This is a genomic window from Aeromonas sp. R7-1 (assembly GCF_040908115.1).
Classification (GTDB): Bacteria; Pseudomonadota; Gammaproteobacteria; order Enterobacterales; family Aeromonadaceae; genus Aeromonas; species Aeromonas caviae.
Genome location: NZ_JBFODD010000025.1, coordinates 46,359 through 67,772, shown reverse-complemented (window position 1 = coordinate 67,772; position 21,414 = coordinate 46,359). Strand labels below are relative to the sequence as shown.

Here is a 21,414-nt window from a genome sequence, read left to right as displayed (position 1 = left end):
TGTGGCATTCGCCATGCGAGAGTAGGACACTGCCAGGCACCCAATTAAACGGTGATGTGAAGAATCACATGACCGGCTGCGAGGATGACACCTCAGAAGAAGCAGCAGAAGATTTAGCGAAAGCTAACCGAATGCGGAGCGGTAGTTCAGTCGGTTAGAATACCGGCCTGTCACGCCGGGGGTCGCGGGTTCGAGTCCCGTCCGCTCCGCCACTAAATTGAAAGGCCTTCCCTGACGGGAAGGCCTTTTTGCTTTCTGGCGTCTGGATAAGAGCTCAGGGAACAAGAGGCAACCGACGGGTCTGCCGCCTGTTACTGACAACCCGCCTCTTCCCCCCTGTGGTGCCTGCGTGCCTGGCATTGTTCCTTTACCCAGGGCTTACCCTTCGCTCTGGTTTGCCTTTGTTCCTCTATCTTTTCCCAACCCTGCCAATCGGCCGGGCTTTGTCGTGTCTGGAGATGAGCACCGCAAGCGCGAAAATACGCTCTGGCCGAGAGTGCCAGAGGACCATCGGGAGCTCATATGCGGATAAGAGATAAGCAAAGCGCTTTTTCTTTCTTCATGGAATATGCATAAGCGGGCATGCTGTACTCAACCCAACGATATGGAGTATCACCATGAAACTGCGAATGACCGCTCTCACCGTTCTCTCCCTGCTGGCTCTCGGTCAGGTCCAAGCCGCCGAGGTGCGGCTGCTGAATGTCTCCTATGACCCGACGCGGGAGCTGTTCCAGGAGTACAACAGTGCCTTTGCCAAGGAGTGGAAGGCCAAAACCGGCGACGATGTGGTGGTGAGCCAGTCACACGGTGGCTCAGGCAAACAGGCTCGTGCCGTGGTGGACGGACTGGAGGCTGACGTGGTCTCCCTGGCGCTGGCCTATGACGTCGATGCGGTGGCCAAGGCAGGTCTCACCGCCAGCGACTGGGAAGGGCGTTTGGCCAACAATGCCTCTCCCTATACCTCCACCATCGTCTTCCTGGTGCGCAAGGGGAATCCCAAGCAGATCAAGGATTGGGGCGACCTGGTGCGCAAGGATGTCGCCATCATCACCCCCAACCCCAAGACCTCCGGCGGTGCGCGCTGGAATTATCTGGCTGCCTGGGGCTATGCCCTGAAGAAAAGCGGCACTGAAGAGGGCGCCAAACAGTTTGTCAGCGATCTGTTCAAGAATGTGAAGGTGCTGGACTCCGGGGCACGTGGCGCCACCACCAGCTTCATCGAACGCGGGCTCGGGGATGTGTTGCTGGCCTGGGAAAATGAAGCGTTGCTGGTGCTCAATCAGCCGGGCACCAGCGACAAGTTCGAACTGGTGGTGCCCTCGGTCTCCATCCTGGCAGAGCCGCCGGTAGCCGTGGTGGACAAGGTAGCCAAGAAGCATGGTACCGAGGCCGTCTCCAAGGCTTACCTCGAGTATCTCTACTCCGACGAAGGGCAGCGCATCATCGCCAAATACCACTATCGTCCGAGCAATCCGGCGATCCTGAAGGAGACAGCGGCCCAGTTCCCCAACCTGACGCTCTTTACTGTCAAGGATCTGGAAGGAGATTGGGACAAGGCACAGAAGAAGCACTTCGCCCAGGGCGGATCGTTTGACCAGATTTACCAGCCGGGCCGCTAAGAGACACAGGCCCCTGTGACAACAGATAGGAGTACCACGATGAACAAGATCCTTCTGGTTCCCGGTCTGCACAATAGTGGGCCGGATCACTGGCAGAGCCGCTGGCACCAGCAATTTCCCCAGTGGCAGAGAATGATGGGTCTGCCCTGGGACAAGCCGGATCTCACGGTCTGGAGCGCCAAGCTGGCGAGCAAGCTCAGGAGCCGGCGCAGCCGGGTCCACCTGGTCGCCCACTCCTTCGGCGCTCTGACGGCCATCGCTGCCGCCAGACTGCAACCAGACAAGGTTTCCTCCATCTTCATCGTTGCCCCTGCCGATCCTGCCCGTTTCGGTATCCCGGATGAGGTGTTGGCTGGGTCCATCAAGGTCTCTGCCCAGTTGATCGCCAGCCGCAATGACCCCTGGATGAGTTTCGAGCGGGCAGAGTTCTGGAGCCGGCAGTGGCAGGTGCCCTTGTTCGATGCGGGGGAGGTGGGCCATATCAATGCCCAGTCCGGCCATGGGGAGTGGCACCAGGGGCTCGCTTTGCTCGGCACCCTATACCGCCGTGCCGAAATGGTGGTGGAGCCTGCTCCTGCCGAGTGGGGCAAGCAGGCCGCACTCAGTTTTCGATGAGGGCACCTCGGATTGTCTCGGCACAATTTCCAGACAGATTGGCAAGTTGGCCAGCGTGACTGACTTTGCATGTTCCCGGTTTTACCGCTCCGTCTTTTAGGTCTTTTATTTATATAAAAGACCTTTTTTTATGCTTATCGCTCTAAAAGCCTTGTTCCACCATTGTTAGATAAAAAAGTGCTTAGCAAAGGCATTATTGGTGTTTGTTGTCCCTGGCCGCCGTGAGCAAAATCGTCACATCCAAAGTATTTATAACAAACGGATGTGTTATGCGATTAAGTTCTTATTCCGTCCTGCCAGGCCTGGGGCCAACGCTGGGCTTCAGTCTGCTCTATCTGGGCATACTGGTGCTGCTGCCGCTCTCGGCACTGGTGCTGTTTGCGGTGAACAACCTGAGCGCCGCCGAGTTCTGGCAGGTGATCGGCTCCCCCCGGGTGCTCGCCTCCTTTCGCCTGAGCTTTGGCGCCGCCTTCATTGCCGCCCTGCTCAACAGTCTGTTCGGTCTGATACTGGCCTGGGTACTGGTGCGCTATACCTTCCCCGGTCGCAGACTGGTGGATGCGCTGATCGACCTGCCCTTTGCCATGCCGACTGCCGTCTCCGGCATCGCCCTGTGCGCCATCTTTGCCCCCAACGGCTGGATTGGCCAATGGGTCGCTCCGCTGGGCATCGAGCTTGCCTACAACCCCATAGGGGTGGTCATTGCCCTGACCTTTATCGGGCTGCCCTTTGTGGTGCGTACCCTGCAGCCGGTGCTGCGGGAAGCGGAGAGCGAGCAAGAGGAGGCGGCCGCGAGCCTGGGTGCCAACCGCTGGCAGACCTTCATCCGGGTATTGTGGCCGACCCTGGTACCTGCGCTGCTCACCGGTTTTGCCCTGGCGTTTGCTCGCGGCGTGGGGGAGTACGGCTCTGTCATCTTCATTGCCGGCAACCTCCCCATGGTGTCCGAGATTGCCCCCCTGATGATCATGAGTCACCTGGAGGAGTATGACTACGCCGGTGCATCGGCCATTGCGTCCGTCATGTTGCTCATTTCCTTTGTGCTGCTGTTGCTCATCAACAAGTTGCAAGCCTGGAGCTGGGCTCGCATCGGAGGAAGCCGTATATGAACGCCTCTACTGCACATCTCGATCAGGCCCAGGAGTCCGCTCCGGCCACCCCGGCGCGTCATCCCCCGGTGACCCATGAACCGGTCTGGGTCAAATGGCTGCTGGTCACAGTCGGTCTGGGCTGGTTTGCCGCCTTGCTGCTGTTGCCGCTGGCCACCGTCTTCATCCAGGCGCTGAGCCCGGGTCTGGCCTTCTTCTGGCACGCCATCAGCGAGCCGGATGCCCTGAGCGCCCTGGGGCTGACCGCCCTGGTGACGCTCTGCTCGGTGCCCCTGAACCTGCTGTTCGGGCTGGCCGCCGCCTGGGCCATCGCCCGGTTCCGCTTCCCTGGCCGGCAACTGCTTATCACCCTCATCGATCTGCCGTTCTCGGTCTCGCCGGTCATCGCGGGCTTGATGTTCGTGCTGCTGTTCGGCAGTCGTGGCTGGTTCGGCGAGTGGCTCAGCGAGCACGACATCAAGATCATTTTCGCTACCCCGGGGATCATCCTGGCGACCACCTTCATCACTGTGCCCTTCGTGGTACGCGAGCTGCTGCCCCAGATGGAGGCGCGGGGCCCGGAGGAAGAGGAGGCCGCCATCATGCTGGGGGCGAGCGGGTTGCAGATGTTCTGGCGGGTGACCCTGCCCGGCATCCGCTGGAGCCTGATGTATGGCCTGCTGCTCTGTACCGCCCGGGCGGTGGGGGAGTTTGGCGCTGTCTCCGTGGTTTCCGGCCACATTCGCGGCCAGACCAACACGCTGCCGCTGCACATCGAGATCCTTTACAACGAGTACCAGACCGGTGCCGCTTTCGCGGTGGCCAGCCTGCTGGCGCTGTTCGGGATCTTCACCCTGCTGGGTGAGACCCTGCTGGCCAGGCTGCGCGGCCAACCGACCCAGTCCCATTGATCCCGAATTAACGGTTATAGGAGAGGTATTCATGAGCATTCAGGTTCAAGGGCTCAACAAGCATTTCAATCAGTACGCGGCGCTGGCCGACATCAACCTCGATTTTCACGACGGTGAGCTGGTCGCCCTGCTCGGCCCCTCCGGCTGCGGCAAGACCACCTTGCTGCGGATTATCGCCGGGCTGGAGCAGGCGGACAGTGGCAGCGTCATCATCCGCGGCGAGGATGCCTCGGATCTCCATGTGCGCGAGCGCAACGTTGGCTTCGTGTTCCAGCACTACGCCCTGTTTCGCCACATGACGGTGTTCGAGAACGTGGCCTTTGGCCTGAGGGTCAAGCCGCGCAGCGAACGCCCGGACGAGGCGGCCATCCGCACCCGGGTCAAGGAGCTGCTGGATCTGGTGCAGCTCAGCCATGTCGCGGCACGCTACCCGACCCAGCTCTCCGGTGGTCAGCGCCAGCGGGTCGCCCTGGCCCGGGCCCTGGCGGTGCAGCCCAAGGTGCTGCTGCTGGACGAGCCTTTCGGCGCCCTCGATGCCCAGGTGCGCAAGGAGCTGCGCCGCTGGCTGCGTGAGCTTCACGACGAGCTGCATGTCACCAGTCTGTTCGTGACCCACGATCAGGAAGAGGCCCTGGAGGTGGCGGATCGGGTGGTGCTGATGAACGCCGGCAAGGTAGAGCAGATTGGCACCCCTGCCGAAGTGTATGATCAGCCCGCCAGTGCCTTCGTGCACAGCTTCCTTGGCAGCGTAAACCTGTTTCGTGGCAGGGTGGCCGGGCAGGGGCTCGGCATCGGTGAACAGCAACTGGGTGGCCCCATCCCCTCCCATCTGGCAGAAGGGAGTGCGGCCATTGCCTATGTGCGCCCCCACGAGCTGGAGATCCTGCCCTCGGATGCCCCCGGTGGCATTCGCGCCACCATTACCCGCCTGCTGCCCATGGGGCCGCGCATCCGGGTGGAACTGCGTGGCGATGGGGAGACGGGAGGCGCCCACTACGAGGCCGAACTGAGCAAGGAGGCCGCCCGGGCCTTTGCCCCCGGCCAGGGGGTGCGTCTGGTGGCCAGGCAGGCACAGCTCTATCCCGACTACCAGATCTGAGGGCAAGCCGCGAGGTGCGGCCCCCTGTCAGGCTTGCTGCCGGGCCATGATCCCGGCAATCCATAACAAGAGGACGGTGGCACGAGCCACCGCCACTCAGCGCAGGAGGCGATGAGGTGAACTTTCAGCAATTGCGAATCATTCGGGAGGCGGCACGGCGGGATTACAACCTGACCGACGTGGCCAATGCCCTCTTTACTTCCCAGTCCGGGGTCAGCCGCCACATTCGCGAGTTGGAGGAGGAGCTGGGGCTCGCCCTCTTCATTCGCTATGGCAAGCGTCTGCTCGGTATGACCGAGCCGGGCAAGGAGTTGCTGGTGATCGCTGAGCGTATCCTGGGGGATGCCGACAACATCCGTAAACTGGCGAGCACCTTTGCCAATCGCGACTCGGGCCGGCTGCTCATCGCGACCACTCATACCCAGGCCCGTTATGCCCTGCCGAGGGTAGTGAAGGCGTTTCGGGAGCAATTTCCCCTGGTACAGCTGGAGCTGCGTCAGGGAAGCCCGGAGGAGATAGTGCGGCTGGTGCAGACCGGCGAGGTGGACATCGGCATCAGCAGCGAGCAGCTCGACAAGAGCGAAGGGGTGGTGGCCTTTCCCTACTACCGCTGGCACCACAATATCGTCGTGCCGGAGCAGCACCCCCTCACCGCCGAGCGGGAGCTGACCCTGGCCGCTCTGGCCCACTGGCCCATCGTCACCTATCAGGCCGGCCTCACCGGTCGGGCACGGGTGGATGATGCCTTTGCCGAGGCGGGCATAGTGCCGCAGATCCTGCTGACCGCCCAGGACTCCGACGTCATCAAGACCTATGTCGAGCTGGAGATGGGGGTGGGCATACTGGCGGACATGGCGTTCGATTCCCAGCGGGACAAGGGGCTGGTGCAACTGGACGGCAGTCGGTTGTTTGCGCCGCACACCGCCTGGATCGGCCTCAAGCAGGGGCAGTTCCAGCACAACTTTGCCTGGCAGTTCATCCAGCTCTGCAACCCCGAGCTGGCGCTGGCGGAGATCCAGGCCCGCGCCATGAGCAACGAGCCCCTGCTCGATTACCAGATTTGAACCGAGGGGTGGATGAAAAACGGGGAGCCATGGGCTCCCCGTTTGTTTGATGTTGACCTGATCTGGCACGGGAAACGCCGAGCGGGATCCCGTCAGATCGGAGACGTCCCATCACTGCGCTGTCCAGGCCTCCTGCCAGTGGGAGCCTACGCCCGGTTCATACTGGGTGGCCGTGCTCGCCCACTGGCTGCACCAGCCGCTGTAGGGGAAGGGTTTGCACTGATAGACCTTGCCGTTTTTCGGCTGCAGCACCCGGGTTCCGGCGGTGTAGGACTTGAGGCCGTCCGGGAAGGTGAACTGGTAATCGCCCCCGCTTGCCGGATCCTTGAACATGAGGTCCAGGGTCTGCTGCACCGCGTCACCACCGGCCTTGGGTTTGCCCTCGATCACCAGCTGATGGTGGCCCGCACTCAAGCCGGTCAGCGCCATGGAGAAACTCTGGCTGCCGTCCTTGATGTCGGCACTGCTCTGTCCCCTGGCGACACCGCCGTGGTCATAGAGGGTGTTGGTGATGGCGAGATCCCCCTGGGCCGTGACGGTGAAAGTCAGGGTGAGCTTGCCGTTGTCGAGCGTGTAGTCGCTCGCCGGACCGCTCACGCTGATCCCGTTCTCCACCGGGGGCTGCTGTTGCTCAAGCTGGATCTCGACCCGTTGCAGGTTGCTGCCAGCCTTGAGGTAGACCGGGTTCTGGCCGTAGACGGGGTTGAACTGGCCGTCCGTACCTTGCTGGCCTGCACGGATCTGGCTCTGCTCGGCGTTGATCTTGCTCGCCAGGGCGTGGGCCCAGTTGTTCTTCTGGCCCTGCCCGGCGCTGGCGATAATCAGCTCGGTCTGGAGATCGGTGCGCTCGCCATTGGCATCGAACACCCGGGTTCTGGCTTTGTCACCCGCCACCAGGTCGATGGAGGGGTAGATGGTCCCTCCCTGGTTCCAGGTCAGCGGGGGCTGGGTGCCATCCTTGAACCGGGCGTCGATCAGGTTGTAGAAGCTGTTGGCGGTATCCCCTACCTCCCACACCCCGAGAATGACCTGATAACCGGTACGCGGGGGCAGGGTGCATTGATGGGTCACCTGTTTGGGGGGCTGCACCATGTTGCCCTCGATGACGCAGAAGGGATTGAGATCGAACGCATCCCGGGTGAGGGGCTGGTTCGGGTTCCAGTCCTGCTTGGTGAGGTAGTAGCGCCAGTTGCGGGTCACGTGGTTGGCAGTGAAGGTCCAGCTGATGGCGAAGGGACCGGCCTGCACCTCACGCTTGGTCCAGCGATCGAGGGTCTGGGTATTGAGCTCGCCGAATTGAGGGTGACCGGCCGAGGCTATCTGGCCGTCGGCGGGGCCGCCATCGGGGAAGCCGGAGGGGGCTTCCAGGCTCTGGGGTTCCCACTGGATGGCGCCACACTGGCTGTTGCCCCCTGTCTTGCACAGGTAGTTGCGCCCTTCGGGCTGGCTGATGTAGCCGTGAGCGAGTACGCCGCCACTGGCCAGCAGCGCCAGCGCTGCCGCGAGATGGGTGAGTCGGATATTTGCTGCCATACATTCCTCTGTTCGGTGATGTGGGCAGTCACGTTGGCAGGGGAGTTCCCCGAAACACGGTGCTGCAACCCCGCTATCCTGGACAGCTTGTCTTTAGACCGGAGGCTTTGCGTCCTGGCCTTTCAACCAGTTTGCCAAATGACTACAGAAAGGATCATGGTGCCGCCTGTGGCGACCACTCATCATGACTATATTTTGTTAAAAAATTAAGTGTAAAAATTGACAGTGCCATCTCATCGGAGCAGCGCATCAGCGGCAGATCATTCCATCGGGATCTGCGCGCTGGTTCAGTGCGAGAGGGTGGCCCGGGAGAGGCTCCCGTGGCCATGACAGGAAAGGAGCCCCTGCAAGCCTGGCAGGGGCTCATGGGGCCACTCAGTGGCGGGGTTGCATGCCTGCTCGGGAAGAGGACGCCTGGGTCGGTCGCATCATCCTGTCCTGGGCTTGGGCGTTGTCGAGCTTGAACACCGCCAGTCGCTCGTCGAGGCTTCGGGAGAGACCGGCCAGCAGTTCGCTCTCCTGGGCCAACTGGGAGGCCGCCTGGGACATCTCTAGCGCCGAGTCGTTGATGCCGCTGACGTTGCGGTTCATGTCTTCCGCCACCATGCTCTGCTGCTCCGCCGCCGTGGCGATCTGGGTCGCCATGTCACTCACGTGCTGGATGTGATTGACGATGAGGGAGAGATCCTGCCCCGCCTTCTCGGACTGGTTGACGCTGCTCTCCGCCAGCTTGCGGCTGGCGTCCATGGCGTTGGCGGCGGTGACAGCCCGTTGCTGCAACTGGGTGATGGTACTCTGGATCTCCTCGGTGGAGTGGCGGGTGCGACTGGCCAGCTGGCGCACCTCGTCGGCCACCACGGCGAAGCCACGGCCCTGCTCGCCGGCCCGGGCCGCCTCGATGGCGGCGTTGAGGGCCAGCAGGTTGGTCTGCTCCGAGATGGCGCTGATGACCGCCGTCACCTCGCTTATCTGCATCACTCCCTCCTTGAGCTGGTTGACCTGCGAGGTGGCCTGATCCACCTCGGTGGCCAGCGCCTGGATGCCGTGCACGCTGGCATGGACATCCTGGTTGCCGAGCCCGGCCTCGCTGGTGGCATCCTGGGTGTCGCGGGCCGTATTCTCGGCGTGACCCGCCACGTCGGCGATGGTGGCGCTCATCTCGTTCATGGCGGTGGCGAGCTGGGCGAGCTGATCCCGCTGACTGTTGACCGCCTGGTTGGTCTGTTCGGCGGAGGCGGCGATGCGCAGGGCGGCATCCGCCACGTTGCGGGCCCCCTGGCTCGCCTCCAGCAGGGCGCGGCGGATGGCATCCAGCCCCTGGTTGGTGGAGCTGGCGACGGCGCCGAGCTCATCCCTGCCCAGCACCGGGATGCTGACCACCAGATCGCCGGCCGCGACCCGGGCCATGGCCTTGTTGATCTCGGCCAGGGGATTGACGATGGAGCGGCTGATGGCGAGTCCCAGCAGCCCCATCAACAGGATCACCAGCAAGGTGGCGCCACCCATCCACTCATATTGCGACCACATAGTGGCCTCAATGTCCTGCAACAACACACCGGAGCCCAGGATCCAGCCCCAGGGCTGGTAGCCCGTCACCAGCGACATCTTCTGGGCCGCCTCGCCGGACGGGGAGACCCACTGATACTCCAGCCTGCCCTGGTGGCCGCCCTTGCCGAGATCCACCATGTGCTGCCAGTGGGACTCGGCAGGGTTGTTGCCCATCTGCTGGCCGACCAGCTCGGGTTTGGCGGGATGCACCACCACCCGACGATCTTCATCCAGCACGAACAGGTAGTTGTCCCCGTCAAAGCGCATGCTGTCGAGCATGGCCTTGGCCTGTGCCTTGGCCTGCTCCGGGGGGAGGGTGGCGGCCAGGGCCTGGAGCCGGCTCATGGCCAGATCCAGCACCGCCTGCAGCCTGGCTTCCCGTTCACTCATCAGATTGCGGTGCAGGGCACTGGCCGAGATGAGCAGCAGTGCGATGAAGCCGACCAGGGCCAGTGAGAGCAGCAGCATCAGTTTGCGACTCACGGCAATATCACCGAGCTTGAACATAGTCTTATCCTTACTTTCCCATTCGGGTCTGATTGTGGCCGAACTGTCGGCCGGCTCTGATTGTTGTTGTTTTTAACATGTCATTAACTTTCAATGGGTTGCGATGAAAAACTGCCAATTGAGCCGTTTGACAACCAGTATAGCCAGCAGACAGAAACCCTCGCTTTTGATAGCGTGATGGCGCGCATCCCGGCGCACAATTTGTCTACTCCATTTGCAAGAAGTGTGAATGGGTTGGCATTTCACCAAAAAGGAGTGGGCGCCCCCGTGGTTGCCCCATAACAAGAGGGAAGTTATGAGTTCCATTGCCAGGAATTATCTCAACCAGCTCAATGCCGATTACCTGCAGGTGCACAGACGCAAGGAGGACCTGTTCTGGTCCACCTACATGGGCACCAGCGACGATCAGGCAGGCTTCACCGCGGCCGAACAGGCCTACAAGGGGTTCTGTGCCGATCCTGCCCGCCTGCCCGTGCTGCGGGAGATGCATGCCCAGGCCGAAGAGGCGGATCTCAGGCGCGGCCTGGGGGGCTGGATCGCCTTCTTCGAGTGCAACGTCATCGAAGATCCCGGTGCCTCCGCCCTGATGGACGAGCTGGTGGCCGCCGAGGCGGATCTCTTCGCCCGTCGCAAGGGGTTGAAGCTGACCTTGCTGGACGAGCAGGGCCGCCAGGTGCCCGGCAGTCTGCCCGCCGCCAGCACAGCGCTGGCCGCAAGTCGCGACGAGCCGGTGCGCCAGAGCGCGCTCGCCATGTTCCACACCCTGGAGCAGTGGGTGGTCGACAACGGCTATCTGGCCATCGTCGCGCTGCGCAACCGCTTCGCCCGTGCCATGGGCTATCGCGACTACTTCGATTACAAGGTGCACAAGAACGAGCAGATGAGCCCGGAGCAGCTGTTTGCCATTCTCGACGACTTCATCGCCCGTACCGATGCCCGCTTGCACCAGAGTCTGGCGGAGCTGAAAGCGGCCAAGGGGGAAGCAGCCCTGCTGCCCCACAACCTGCGCTACAGCGTGAGTGGTGACGTGACCCGCCAGCTCGACCCTTACGTGCCTTTCTCCCGGGCGCTGAAGGATTGGGTCGAGAGCTTCCGCCGGCTCGGCATCCAGTACCGCGGTGCCACCCTCACCCTGGATCTGCTGACCCGGGAGGGAAAATACGAGAACGGCTTCTGTCACGGCCCGGTGCCGAGCTTCTGGCAGGAAGGGGAGTGGGTGCCGGCGGTGGTCAATTTCACCAGCCTGGCCAATCCGGCCCAGGTGGGCAGCGGCTGGAGCGGGCTCAACACCCTGTTCCACGAGGGAGGCCACGCGGCGCACTTTGCCAACGTCACCGGCAACGCCCCCTGCTTCTCCCAGGAGTTTCCGCCCACCTCCATGGCCTATGCCGAGACCCAGTCCATGTTCTGCGACAGCCTGCTGGACGACGCGGACTGGCTCAAGCGCTACGCCAGAAACGCGGCGGGAGAACCCATCCCCGATGCGCTTATCCAGGCCATGATTGAAGCGCGCCAGCCATTTCGCGCCTTCAACGAGCGCCAGATTGCGCTGGTGGCCTACTTCGAGCGGGATCTCTACGCTATGGCAGAGAGCGAGCGCACTCCCGACGCCGTGCTGGCCCTGGCCCGCAAGTGGGAGCGCAAGATCCTGGGGGTGGAGAGCCCGCGCCCGCTGCTGGCCATCCCGCACCTTCTGAACCAGGAGTCGGCCTGCGCCTATCACGGCTATCTGCTGGCGCTGATGGCGGTGGAGCAGACCCGCGCCTACTTCCTGAAACGCGACGGCTACCTCACCGACAACCCGCGCATCGGACCGGATCTGGCCGCCCACTACTGGGGACCGGGCAACGGCATGACCCATGACGAGACGCTGCAGAGCCTCACCGGCGAGGGTTTCAGTGCGGTGCCGCTGGCAGAGGCGTGCAACCGGAGTGCCGCCGAGGCGTGGCAACAGGCACAGACGTGCATGGCGGCGGCGCGGCAGCGCCCACCGGCAGGGGAGGGGACGCCCCTCGACGCCCATATCCGGGTGGTGCACGGGGCCGAGCTTATCGCCGACAACAGCGAGTCCGAGGCGCGCATGCTGGCAGACTTCGAGGCCTGGATCCGGCGCCTTGAGACCGCCGAACCAGTGACCCAGGCCTGAGCCCGGTGTTGCACAGTCAAAAGAGCCCCATCAGGGGCTCTTTTCTTGTGCGTTGAGATGGCCTGACCCCATGGTGCCAGCCGGGGATTGGCGGGTGGACAGGCTCAAGTGTCACTGGCGGCGGCGCTGCCCGCTGGTTTTTCTCCCTGCGCCATCTTCCTGGCCTTGACGACCTGCGCTGAGGTGCCCGGTTGCAGGCAAGAGACGACGCCCAGCCCTTGGCAGGGCCTCTGCATGGCGGGTTGACGGCCATTTCCCCCTGCTGGCCACAGATATGTTTCTCCCGATATATTGAGTATTCACGGCGATCCCATATCATGGCGCTCGCTCGCCACCAGAGAGTGGCGACATTCAGATGATTTGCTAACAAGAGAGCCCAGAAGGCTCGCAGAGGGATGGATAGTGAGAGCCGTATTGCTGTGTTTGCTGGGGCTGTGGCCCGCGTTGAGTTTTGCCACTCTGTCCGCCGATATGGTGGTGGTGAAGAAGTCGAGTTACAGCCTGACCCTGATGAAGGATGGCAAGGAAGTGAAGCGCTACTGGATTGCCCTGGGCCCGGCTCCCAAAGGACACAAGCAGCGTGAGGGGGATCAGCGTACCCCGGAAGGTCGCTATACCCTGGACTACAAGAAGAGCAACTCCGGTTTCTACAAGGCTATTCACATCAACTACCCGAATCTGGACGACATCAAGCGCGCCAACGAGCTGGGTGTGAACCCGGGCGGCATGATCATGATCCACGGCCAGCGCAACAGCCTGGGGGATCGCAGGGTGCAGCCGTCCAACTGGACCAATGGCTGCATTGCGGTGCTGAACCACGAGATGGACGAGATCTGGAACGCCATCGAGCCCGGCACTCCCATCATCATCGAGCCCTGATCCCGCCTGCCAACGCCCGCTCTCATGCGGGCGTTGCATTTGTCGCAGACCATGACGTGACACAGCCTCCTGCGCCGTGCTAGTTTTTCCGGTTCGCATTGGCTGTGACAAGGATGATCCCATGATGTTGGAAACCCGCCTCCCTGCGCCCGAGCGCACGGGGGCGCTCTGGTGGCGTGCCACCCTGGATATGCTCCCGCTCTCCATTTCCGTCATCCCTTGGGGAATACTGTGTGGCGCCCTGGCGCTTCAGGCGGGTATGAGCCCGCTCCAGGCACAGCTGATGTCGCTGCTGGTCTATGCGGGGGCGGCCCAGCTCTCGGCCACCACCTTGTTTGGGGCGGGGACGCCGCTGCTGCCCATCATGGGCTCCACCATGGTGATCACCTCCCAGCATCTGCTCTATGGCTTCACCTTCCGGCGCGACGTGCTGCCGCTCTCCCTGCGCTGGCGGGCCAGTCTCGCCTTCTTCCTGACCGACGAGATGTTTGCGGTGGCGCTGAAAGACAGGGAGCGCAGCGGCGCCTTCAATCCCGCCTATGCGCTCATCGCGGGCTTTGTCTTCTATCTGTTCTGGAACCTGGCGACCCTGCTCGGCATCGCCGCCGGCCAGTACATTGACGGGCTGGACAAGATGGGGCTGGATTTTGCCATCGCCGCCACCTTTATCGCCATGACGCTCCCCGCCATGAAGAACCTGCCCATGGTGGCGGCCACCCTGGTGAGCGGCGGGACGGCGCTCGTCACCAAGCCGCTGCTGGCGGAGATCCACATCATCGTCTCGGCCCTGGCCGGCATGGTGGTGGGCTATGTGCTGCACCGGATGAGGAGGTGATCATGGGCTGGCTGATGATAGGGCTGCTGGCCCTGATCACTTTCTTCAACCGTTTTGCCTTCTTCTCGCGGTTGACCCGCTATCAACCGGGGGCCGAGATGGGGGCTTTCCTCAGCTTCTCGGCCCAGTCGGTGCTGACCGCCATCTGGCTGCCCATCGTCTTCAGCTATGAGCCCGGCCACGGGCTGGACTGGGATCCGGACTACCTGGCCGCCACCCTGCTGGTGACGGTGCTGACCCTGCTGCGCCTGCCTACCCTGGTGGTGGTGGTCGTCGGCATGGGGGGCTTCTTCCTGCTGCGCTGGCTGGGGGGCGTGGCCCTGTTCTGGCCCTGGTGAAGGGCGTGCCGTGATCCGGCATGGCGGATGTCTTGATGGGATATCCGCCTTGTTGGGAATGTCACTTCAAAAAAGGCCTCTCAAGTGTGAGGATTTTGGCTCCACCCGCCACGGAGTGAACCATGTCCTTCACCGAAACCTGCCAGCGCATCGTGCGCGACCCTCTGCTCTCACCGGCCCAGAAGAATCGGGCCCTGGCGCTCGCCGTCGAAAACGCGTTGCCTTACCCCGAGTTGCCTGCCGCCGTGCAGGATGCCATGGCACAAGGGATGCTGTGCGACATGTTCGAGGGGCACGCCCCCTACAAGCCGCGCTATGTGCTGCCGGACTACGAGAAGTTCCTGACCCAGGGCTCAGCCTGGCTGGAGCTGGCAGCGCCGCGGGATTTCGATGAAGCGCTCGATGCCCTGCGCATCCTCTATCACCACGTTCCTTCCGTCACCGGCATGCCGGTCTGGTTGGGACGGCTCGATCAGCTGCTGCTTCCCTTTGTCGGCGAGCTGGATGACGAGACTCTCTACCGCAAGCTGAAAGGGTTCTGGATCTATCTGGACCGGGTGCTGCCGGACGCCTTTATGCACGTCAACATTGGTCCCGACGACAACCGGATCTGCCGCCTGATCCTGCGCATCGACAACGAGCTCAAGCAGGTGGCCCCCAACCTCACCTTCTTCCACGATCCGGAGCAGACTCCCGACGATCTGCTGCTGCTGGCGGTGAAGAATATCGCCGAGTGCAGCAAGCCGCACATCGCCAACTACCCGATCCATCGCGATACCTTCGACCAGCGTGGTTTTGGCATCGTCAGCTGCTACAACTCCCTGCCGCAGGCCGGTGGTGCCAACACCCTGGTGCGCATCTCCCTCAAGCGGGTCGCCGAGCAGGCACAGGGGATCGATGACTTCCTCGGTTGTCTGCTGCCCCACTACTGCCGCCTCACGTCCCAGCTGATCGCGGTGCGCGCCGCCTTCCTGCACGAGGAGTCCGGTTTCTTCGATAGCTTCCTGATCAAGGAGGGGCTGCTGGATGAGGAGCGCTTCGTCCCCATGTTCGGCATCTACGGCATGGCGGAAGCGGTCAACATCCTGATGGATAAAGAGAATCTGCCGGGCCGCTACGGTCACGACGAAGAGGCGAACCAGCTTGGCTATCGCATCTCGGCCCAGCTTTCGGAATATGTTACTGCGACGCCGCAGGCCCATGCCTGGGGTGGGCACGCTCTGCTGCACTCACAGGGCGGCCTCAGCATCGATGTGGCGGTGACCCCGGGGGTACGCATTCCCTACGGGCAGGAGCCGGATCCAGCCAGCCATGTGCTGGCGCTGGCGCCGCACCACGGCTACTACCACTCGGGGATCAGCGAGATCCTGACTCTGGAGCCCACCATCCGCCAGAATCCGCAGGCGCTGCTGCAGCTCTGCAAGGGGGCGCTCGCCATCGGCATGCGCGAGTTCACCGCCAACGTGGCCGACAGCGATCTGGTTCGGGTGACCGGCTACATGATCCGCAAGAGCGACGTGGCCCGCTTCGCAGAGGAGGGCTCGCGGTTGCAGACCACCTGTCTTGGTGCCGAGGCGAGTGACGTGACCGCTATTCGCCAGCGGGCACCGCGAGTGGTGGCCAATGAGTCGACCATCAGCCAGTACTGAGCCGAGTCCGATGGATGAAGCTCTGCTGACGCGCAGCGCCCTGGTGAGCAGGGTGCTGCCTTTTTCCTGCGTAGACGGGCCGGGCAACCGGCTGGTCTTGTTTCTGCAAGGGTGCAACTTCCGCTGCCCCGGTTGTCACAATCCCCACACTATCGGGCTGTGCGACGATTGCGGCGACTGCCTTGCGGTCTGCCCGAGTGGCGCCCTCACCATGAGCGAGGGCAAGGTTCATTGGCAGGAGGCGCTCTGCACCGATTGCGACGCCTGTCTGGAGGCCTGCCCGCGCAGTGCCAACCCCAAGACGCGCCAGATGTCGGTGGCAGAAGTGCTGGCCCTGCTGCGTCGCTATGGCCCGCTGCTGAGCGGCATTACCGTCTCGGGCGGGGAGGCGACCACCCAGTTGCCCTTCGTGATCGCCCTGTTCACGGCCATCAAGGCTGCGCCGGATCTGGCCCGTCTCACCTGCCTGCTCGACAGCAACGGATCCCTGGGTGAAACGGGTTGGCAGCGGCTGTTGCCGGTGCTGGACGGCGCCATGATAGACCTCAAGGGGTGGCACGAGCCCGTGCATCTGGCCCTGACCGGGCGGGGCCGCGAGCGGGTGCTGGTATCGCTGCAACTGCTGGCGCAGGCGGGCAAGCTGGCGGAGGTGCGGCTGCTGATGGTGCCGGGGCGGAGCGATTTTCTCGATGCCACTGGCGCGCTGGAGGAGGCGTTGACGACCTTTTTGCTGTCGCTGGGGCCCGTGCCCATCCGCCTCAACGGCTTTCGCCACCACGGGGTGCGAGGGGAGGCGCTGTCATGGCCAGAAGCCGGGTCGGCTGATCTGACAGTGCTTGCCAACGCATTGAAGGCCAAGGGGTTTGGGTCGGTGATGCTGCCTGCGATCTGAGCTCTGCGGCACGTCGGGAGGCTGTGACCCGATATGACGCAACTGTGAACTCTGTCTATAGGGGCTGTCCGAGGGGACGGCTAGAATGGGCAAACCGTCCATCACCAACAGATACCCATGAGTGAATCCAACGCCCTTTATCGAGTGCAGTTCATTTGTCACAGCGAGCGTTACGAAGTCTATGTAAGAGAGGTGAATCAGGGCCAGCTGTTCGGCTTCATCGAGATCGCCCACTTCGTGTGGGACAACCACACGGCGCTCATCGTCGACCCCAGCCACGAGAAGCTGAAGAGCGAATTTGCCGACGTCACCCGCACCCTTATTCCCATGCACCACGTGCTGCGGGTCGATCAGGTGCGCAAGCAGGGGGCCGCCCGCATCACCGAGCTGGGTAACAACGTCACCTCTTTCCCAGGCCCCATCTATACCAAGAAGCCCTGATTCCTGCGGCCAGGCATCATTTTGGGGCGTCCAGCTCCCGGGCCAGTTGCAGGATGCGCTGACGGAACCAGCGCAGGGCGGGATCTTCCCCCAGGGGGCCATACCACACCAGGCTGTGGGTCACGGCGCCGTAATCGAAGGGGACAGGGCGGCTCACCAGCCCCTGGGTACAAGCCCGGGTAGCCCAGCCCTTCACGGCCGTGAGAATGAGATCGCTCTGGCGCAGCAGGGCGGCGGCGCTGCCAAAATCCGGCAGGGTGGCCCCCAGTCTGCGCCGTACCTGGCGCTGGGCCAGACTCTGCTCGAAGAAGGGATCGGCCAGCTCCTGATCGCGAATGGCGATGTGGCGCCAGCTCAGGTAGGCATCGAGATCCCAGGGGCGCGTCAACGCCGGATGATCCGCGCGCATCAGGCAGACCAGCTCATCCTCCCGCAAGGTTTCCCAGACGAGGCCGGGCTGATTGACCCCGGGCTGGCTCTGATCGTGGGGCAGGATCACGAAGTCGAGTTTGCCCGCCGCCAGAGCAGCCAGTCCCTGCTCGTCCTTGTTACGCACGACGGGCATCAGCCCCGGCACCTCCTGCATCAACTGACCCAGTACGGCTCCCATGGGCCAGATCATGCTGCTCTCCCGCATCGCCAGGTTCAGCTCCCCCTGCCAGTTGGCAGGGGCAAATCCTTCCTGGCTGGTGAGGCCGTTGAGCTCCCCCAGCAGGCGGCGCAGCGTCGGGCCGAGGCGTTCGGCAAACGGGGTCAGCAGCAACTGGTTGCCCTGGCGGTAGAGCAGTTGATCCCCCAGCAGTTCGCGCAACTGGTTGAGGGTCTTGCTGACGGTGGAGGGGGTGGTGCAGAGGCGCTCGGCGCTGCGGGTGACACTGCGGGTGTCGAGCAGCAGATGCAGGGTCACCAGGTGGCGACCGCCGAGGCGGGAGAGGGCAATGAGATCCATCACGGTTCCACGGGCAAGGGGACAAACGAAAAGCCCCGCCTGAGCGGGGCTTGCGGGCTTAGCCCTTGAGCACAGCGGCCATGGCGTCGGCCACGTAGTCGACGTTGCGGCTGTTGAGGCCCGCCACGCACATGCGGCCGGAGCGCACCAGATAGACGGCGAACTCTTCCCGAAGGCGGTCCACCTGCTCCGGCGTGAAGCCGGTGTAGCTGAACATGCCGCGCTGGTTGATGAAGTAGCTGAAGTCACGGCCCGGCACCTTGGCACTCAGCACCTCGAACAGCTTCTGGCGCATGGCCTTGATGCGGGTGCGCATCTCGGTCACCTCACCGACCCACATGGCATGCAGTTCGGGCTGGCTCATTACCGCCGCGGTGATCTGGCCACCGTGAGTGGGGGGGCTGGAGTAGTTGCGGCGCACGGTGGCCTTCATCTGGCCCAGCACCCGGCTCGCCTCTTCGGCATCCTGGCAGATGACCGACAGGCCGCCGCAGCGCTCGCCGTAGAAGGAGAGGTTCTTGGAGAAGGAGTTGCTGACGAAGAAGCTGACACCGGCGGCCACCATGGCGCGGATGGCATAGGCATCCTCTTCCAGCCCGTCACCGAAGCCCTGATAGGCGATGTCCATGAAGGGGATCAGGTTCTTCTCGACCACCAGGGCGATCACCTGGTCCCACTGGGCACGGGAGAGATCCACCCCGGTCGGGTTGTGGCAGCAGGGGTGCAGCAGCACGATGCTTTTCGCAGGCAGGCTGCTCAGGCAGTCGATCATGGCGTCGAACTGCACGCCGCCGGTGGCCGCATCGTAATAGGGGTAGTCGTGCACCTTGATGCCGGCCCCCTCGAACATCGCCTTGTGGTTGTCCCAGGTGGGATTGCTGACCCACACCTCGGAGGTCGGGAAGTAGCGCTTGAGCAGATCGGCACCGATCTTCAGGGCGCCGGAGCCACCGATGGTCTGGATGGTGGCGATGCGACCCGCCTTGACCGCTTCGTGCTCGGCGCCAAACAGCAGGTGCTGCACCGCGGTGCGGTAGTTGGCGGCGCCTTCCATCGGCTGGTAGGGGCGCGGGGCCGGGGCGGCGGCGCGCTGCGCTTCGGCCTGCTGCACCGACGGCAGTAGCGGAATGCGGCCCTGCTCGTCGTAATAGAGGCCAATCCCCAGGTTCACCTTCTGCTCGCGGGTATCTTTGTGGAAGGTTTCGACTAGCGTCAGTATGGGGTCGCCAGCATAGGCATCGACGTGTTCAAACATGGGGGGTCCTTGAAGTTGACTGTCCAATTCGGCCGGCCATCAGCCGGGCCGATATGATGGCGCAATCCAGAGGTAGCCTCAAGTTGTTCGAGATGGCGACAGGGCTGACAAAGTCTGTCGCAGTGGTGAACGCGGGGCCCTTGCCAGGATCCTGCATCCCGTCTGCACGTTCCCCCCATTTTGTCAGAGAAGGCTGCCTTATCGGCATCGTTTGGATAATATATGGATGCATACGGCCCCTCTCATTCCCCTCCCACCCATCCGGGGGAGCCAGGTTCGGCGCCGCCTGAGACAAAAGAAATAGTTGCATAATAGTCAGGCTATTCTTTTGACAACCATTGCAGTGTGCCCGGCCCCTTCGGGGGGCCCACGATAACAGGTGACTCATCGCCGATGACCCGACATGTTTCTGATGCCGATTCCCCCTGGCTGGACTGGCACGGCCTGGGTGGCTGGAATGTCTATTTTCTTGCCAAGTTCGCCCTGCTCTGGGGGGGATATCTCAACTTCCACCCCCTGATCAACCTGGTGTTTGCCGCCTTCCTGATCTTTCCCCTGCCAAGGGTCGGGTGGCGCCGTGCGCGGCACTGGCTGGCGTTGCCGGTGGGGGCGGGGATCTTCTATCACGATACCTGGTTGCCGGGGATAGAGAGCATTCGTGCCCAGGGCAGCCAGGTCTTCTCCTTCACCCTGGATTACTGGGCTGAGCTGCTCGGGCGTTTCATCAATTGGGAGATGGTCGGCGCGGGGTTCGTGCTGCTGACGCTCTATCTGTTCATCGCCCAGTGGTTGCGCTTCACCCCCTGGATCCTGCTGGCGCTGCTCTGGCTCTGGGTCTCTCCCCAGGTGAGCAATCCCTTCGCGAGCAGCAAGGGGGCGAGCGAGCACGCCCTGAACACGCCCCGGGAGGAGACCCGCCCCTCAGTGCTGCCCATGGAGGAGCAGCTTGACCAGAGTGCCCCGCCGACCAACGAGAACCTCAACGCCTATCTCGATGACTTCTATCGGGAGGAGCAGGAGAGGCTGGTGCGCTTCCCGGAGAGCCTGCCAGCCCAGGCGACCCCCTTCGATGTGCTCATCATCAATGTCTGCTCCCTGGCCTGGCGTGACGTGGAGGCGAGCGGCCTGACCGGGCACCCGGTCTGGTCCCACTTCGACATTCGCTTCAACCGCTTCAACTCCGCCACCTCCTACAGCGGCCCGAGCTCCATTCGCCTGCTGCGGGCCAGTTGCGGGCAGACCAGCCACCAGGGGCTTTATGTGACGGCGCCGAAGCAATGCCTGCTGTTTGAGAACCTGGCCCAGCTCGGCTTTGCCAAACAGGTGGCCATGGATCACTCGGGGGATTTTGGCAACTACCTGACCGGCCTGCAGCAGTATGCCGGGCTGGATGTGACCCCCATGGACAAGAAGGGGCTGGCCCATGATCTCGCCTCCTTCGATGGCGAGCCCATCTATCGCGGGGATGCCCTGTTCGGCCGCTGGCTGAACGAGCGGACACAGAGTCAGGCGGCACGCAACGTCACCTTCTTCAACCTCATCGCCCTGCACGATGGCAACCGCTATGTGGCGAGCCGCCAGATAGCGCCCTACAAGGCGAGGCTCAAGACCCTGCTGGATCAGCTGGACGACTTCATGACGACGCTGGAGCAATCCGGCCGCAAGGTGGCCGTGGTGATGGTGCCTGAGCACGGCGCCGCTCTCACCGGCGACAAGATGCAGATGGCCGGGCTGCGGGACATTCCCAGCCCGAGCATCACCCAGGTGCCGGTGGGGGTTGCCCTGCTCGGTACCAAGGCGCCCCACGAGGCGACCCGCAACGTGGACACCCCCAGCAGTTTCCTGGCGGTATCAGAACTGGTCTCCAGGCTGGTGGGGAAGGATGTGTTCGGGAGCGAGACCATCGATTGGGATGCCCTGCTGGGCGACCTGCCGCAGACCCCGTCGGTGTCCGAGAACCAGGGCTCGGTGGTGATCGAATATCAGGGCAAGTACCACATCAAGCTGGGGCAGGGGGACTGGGTCCCCTATCCCCAATGAGACCGG

At 63.1% G+C, this 21,414-nt stretch carries 18 protein-coding genes, 1 tRNA gene and 1 riboswitch; of the genes, 15 read left to right on the top strand and 4 right to left on the bottom strand.

Annotation, left to right across the window (positions count from 1 at the left end; all coding sequences use genetic code 11):
* Positions 1 to 135 precede the first annotated feature (135 nt).
* The 7 genes from AB5Y51_RS06185 to cbl all read left to right on the top strand — a co-directional run bounded on the left by AB5Y51_RS06185 (position 136) and on the right by cbl (position 6,396).
* Positions 136 to 212, top strand: a tRNA-Asp gene (locus tag AB5Y51_RS06185).
* 405 nt (positions 213 to 617) lie between these two features.
* Positions 618 to 1,619: a sulfate ABC transporter substrate-binding protein gene (locus AB5Y51_RS06180; RefSeq protein WP_042864432.1), complete on the top strand. Its 1,002-nt coding sequence runs from the start codon at positions 618 to 620 to the stop codon at positions 1,617 to 1,619.
* Between the two features lie 39 nt (positions 1,620 to 1,658).
* On the top strand, positions 1,659 to 2,234 hold the full coding sequence (locus AB5Y51_RS06175; RefSeq protein ID WP_039039453.1) for an alpha/beta hydrolase: 576 nt from the start codon (positions 1,659 to 1,661) through the stop codon (positions 2,232 to 2,234).
* A gap of 269 nt (positions 2,235 to 2,503) precedes the next feature.
* Complete coding sequence (cysT, locus tag AB5Y51_RS06170; protein ID WP_039039454.1) at positions 2,504 to 3,343, top strand: sulfate ABC transporter permease subunit CysT; 840 nt, start codon at positions 2,504 to 2,506, stop codon at positions 3,341 to 3,343.
* Complete coding sequence (cysW, locus tag AB5Y51_RS06165; protein ID WP_010672826.1) at positions 3,340 to 4,233, top strand: sulfate ABC transporter permease subunit CysW; 894 nt, start codon at positions 3,340 to 3,342, stop codon at positions 4,231 to 4,233. The genes cysT and cysW overlap by 4 nt, the downstream gene beginning before the upstream one ends.
* A 31-nt stretch (positions 4,234 to 4,264) precedes the next feature.
* The gene (locus AB5Y51_RS06160; protein WP_010672827.1) at positions 4,265 to 5,332 is read left to right on the top strand and encodes a sulfate/molybdate ABC transporter ATP-binding protein; all 1,068 of its coding nucleotides are present in this window, start codon (positions 4,265 to 4,267) and stop codon (positions 5,330 to 5,332) included.
* Positions 5,333 to 5,448: 116 nt separating this feature from the next.
* Positions 5,449 to 6,396 carry an HTH-type transcriptional regulator Cbl gene (gene cbl / locus AB5Y51_RS06155; RefSeq protein WP_010672828.1) on the top strand — a complete coding sequence of 316 codons (948 nt, stop codon included), beginning with the start codon at positions 5,449 to 5,451 and terminating at the stop codon, positions 6,394 to 6,396.
* A gap of 111 nt (positions 6,397 to 6,507) precedes the next feature.
* Here the strand turns inward: cbl and gbpA are convergent, their stop codons facing one another.
* Positions 6,508 to 7,929: an N-acetylglucosamine-binding protein GbpA gene (gbpA, locus tag AB5Y51_RS06150; protein WP_368178165.1), complete on the bottom strand. Its 1,422-nt coding sequence runs from the start codon at positions 7,927 to 7,929 to the stop codon at positions 6,508 to 6,510.
* A 60-nt stretch (positions 7,930 to 7,989) separates the two neighbouring features.
* A riboswitch (cyclic di-GMP riboswitch) is annotated at positions 7,990 to 8,075 on the bottom strand.
* A gap of 229 nt (positions 8,076 to 8,304) precedes the next feature.
* Positions 8,305 to 9,984, bottom strand: a complete 1,680-nt coding sequence (locus AB5Y51_RS06145; protein WP_368178164.1) for a methyl-accepting chemotaxis protein — start codon at positions 9,982 to 9,984, stop codon at positions 8,305 to 8,307.
* Positions 9,985 to 10,279: 295 nt separating this feature from the next.
* Here AB5Y51_RS06145 and AB5Y51_RS06140 point away from each other — a divergent pair, with 295 nt between their 5' ends.
* The 7 genes from AB5Y51_RS06140 (at position 10,280) to AB5Y51_RS06110 (ending at position 17,164) form a co-directional block, all read left to right on the top strand.
* Positions 10,280 to 12,130, top strand: a complete 1,851-nt coding sequence (locus AB5Y51_RS06140; protein WP_368178163.1) for a M3 family metallopeptidase — start codon at positions 10,280 to 10,282, stop codon at positions 12,128 to 12,130.
* A gap of 402 nt (positions 12,131 to 12,532) precedes the next feature.
* Positions 12,533 to 13,009: a murein L,D-transpeptidase family protein gene (locus tag AB5Y51_RS06135; protein WP_029313677.1), complete on the top strand. Its 477-nt coding sequence runs from the start codon at positions 12,533 to 12,535 to the stop codon at positions 13,007 to 13,009.
* Between the two features lie 121 nt (positions 13,010 to 13,130).
* Complete coding sequence (locus tag AB5Y51_RS06130) at positions 13,131 to 13,844, top strand: AzlC family ABC transporter permease (protein ID WP_048206875.1); 714 nt, start codon at positions 13,131 to 13,133, stop codon at positions 13,842 to 13,844.
* 2 nt (positions 13,845 to 13,846) lie between these two features.
* Complete coding sequence (locus AB5Y51_RS06125) at positions 13,847 to 14,182, top strand: AzlD domain-containing protein (RefSeq protein WP_010672834.1); 336 nt, start codon at positions 13,847 to 13,849, stop codon at positions 14,180 to 14,182.
* A 122-nt stretch (positions 14,183 to 14,304) separates the two neighbouring features.
* Complete coding sequence (locus AB5Y51_RS06120) at positions 14,305 to 15,831, top strand: YjjI family glycine radical enzyme (RefSeq protein WP_368178162.1); 1,527 nt, start codon at positions 14,305 to 14,307, stop codon at positions 15,829 to 15,831.
* Between the two features lie 10 nt (positions 15,832 to 15,841).
* A complete protein-coding gene (locus AB5Y51_RS06115; RefSeq protein WP_368178161.1) occupies positions 15,842 to 16,723 on the top strand; it encodes a YjjW family glycine radical enzyme activase in 882 nt (293 codons plus the stop codon).
* A 117-nt stretch (positions 16,724 to 16,840) separates the two neighbouring features.
* Positions 16,841 to 17,164 (top strand): DUF1820 family protein, encoded by a 324-nt coding sequence (locus tag AB5Y51_RS06110; protein WP_010672837.1) that lies wholly within the window; start codon positions 16,841 to 16,843, stop codon positions 17,162 to 17,164.
* Positions 17,165 to 17,180: 16 nt separating this feature from the next.
* Here AB5Y51_RS06110 and AB5Y51_RS06105 read toward each other — a convergent pair whose 3' ends face one another.
* Positions 17,181 to 18,113: a LysR family transcriptional regulator gene (locus AB5Y51_RS06105; protein WP_042880335.1), complete on the bottom strand. Its 933-nt coding sequence runs from the start codon at positions 18,111 to 18,113 to the stop codon at positions 17,181 to 17,183.
* A 58-nt stretch (positions 18,114 to 18,171) separates the two neighbouring features.
* On the bottom strand, positions 18,172 to 19,368 hold the full coding sequence (locus AB5Y51_RS06100; protein WP_102949194.1) for an amino acid aminotransferase: 1,197 nt from the start codon (positions 19,366 to 19,368) through the stop codon (positions 18,172 to 18,174).
* Positions 19,369 to 19,761: 393 nt separating this feature from the next.
* Between AB5Y51_RS06100 and bcsG the strand changes: the two genes are divergently transcribed.
* Positions 19,762 to 21,408, top strand: coding sequence for a cellulose biosynthesis protein BcsG (gene bcsG / locus AB5Y51_RS06095; RefSeq protein ID WP_368178160.1), 1,647 nt, complete (start codon positions 19,762 to 19,764; stop codon positions 21,406 to 21,408).
* Positions 21,409 to 21,414: the final 6 nt, after the last annotated feature.

Coding starts and splice junctions, on each gene's coding strand:
- AB5Y51_RS06180 (WP_042864432.1), top strand. CDS start 618: ATGAAACTGCGAATGACCGCTCTCACCGTTCTCTCCCTGCTGGCTCTC.
- AB5Y51_RS06175 (WP_039039453.1), top strand. CDS start 1,659: ATGAACAAGATCCTTCTGGTTCCCGGTCTGCACAATAGTGGGCCGGAT.
- cysT (WP_039039454.1), top strand. CDS start 2,504: ATGCGATTAAGTTCTTATTCCGTCCTGCCAGGCCTGGGGCCAACGCTG.
- cysW (WP_010672826.1), top strand. CDS start 3,340: ATGAACGCCTCTACTGCACATCTCGATCAGGCCCAGGAGTCCGCTCCG.
- AB5Y51_RS06160 (WP_010672827.1), top strand. CDS start 4,265: ATGAGCATTCAGGTTCAAGGGCTCAACAAGCATTTCAATCAGTACGCG.
- gbpA (WP_368178165.1), bottom strand. CDS start 7,929: ATGGCAGCAAATATCCGACTCACCCATCTCGCGGCAGCGCTGGCGCTG.
- AB5Y51_RS06145 (WP_368178164.1), bottom strand. CDS start 9,984: ATGTTCAAGCTCGGTGATATTGCCGTGAGTCGCAAACTGATGCTGCTG.
- AB5Y51_RS06140 (WP_368178163.1), top strand. CDS start 10,280: ATGAGTTCCATTGCCAGGAATTATCTCAACCAGCTCAATGCCGATTAC.
- AB5Y51_RS06130 (WP_048206875.1), top strand. CDS start 13,131: ATGATGTTGGAAACCCGCCTCCCTGCGCCCGAGCGCACGGGGGCGCTC.
- AB5Y51_RS06125 (WP_010672834.1), top strand. CDS start 13,847: ATGGGCTGGCTGATGATAGGGCTGCTGGCCCTGATCACTTTCTTCAAC.
- AB5Y51_RS06120 (WP_368178162.1), top strand. CDS start 14,305: ATGTCCTTCACCGAAACCTGCCAGCGCATCGTGCGCGACCCTCTGCTC.
- AB5Y51_RS06115 (WP_368178161.1), top strand. CDS start 15,842: ATGGATGAAGCTCTGCTGACGCGCAGCGCCCTGGTGAGCAGGGTGCTG.
- AB5Y51_RS06110 (WP_010672837.1), top strand. CDS start 16,841: ATGAGTGAATCCAACGCCCTTTATCGAGTGCAGTTCATTTGTCACAGC.
- AB5Y51_RS06105 (WP_042880335.1), bottom strand. CDS start 18,113: ATGGATCTCATTGCCCTCTCCCGCCTCGGCGGTCGCCACCTGGTGACC.
- AB5Y51_RS06100 (WP_102949194.1), bottom strand. CDS start 19,368: ATGTTTGAACACGTCGATGCCTATGCTGGCGACCCCATACTGACGCTA.
- bcsG (WP_368178160.1), top strand. CDS start 19,762: ATGACCCGACATGTTTCTGATGCCGATTCCCCCTGGCTGGACTGGCAC.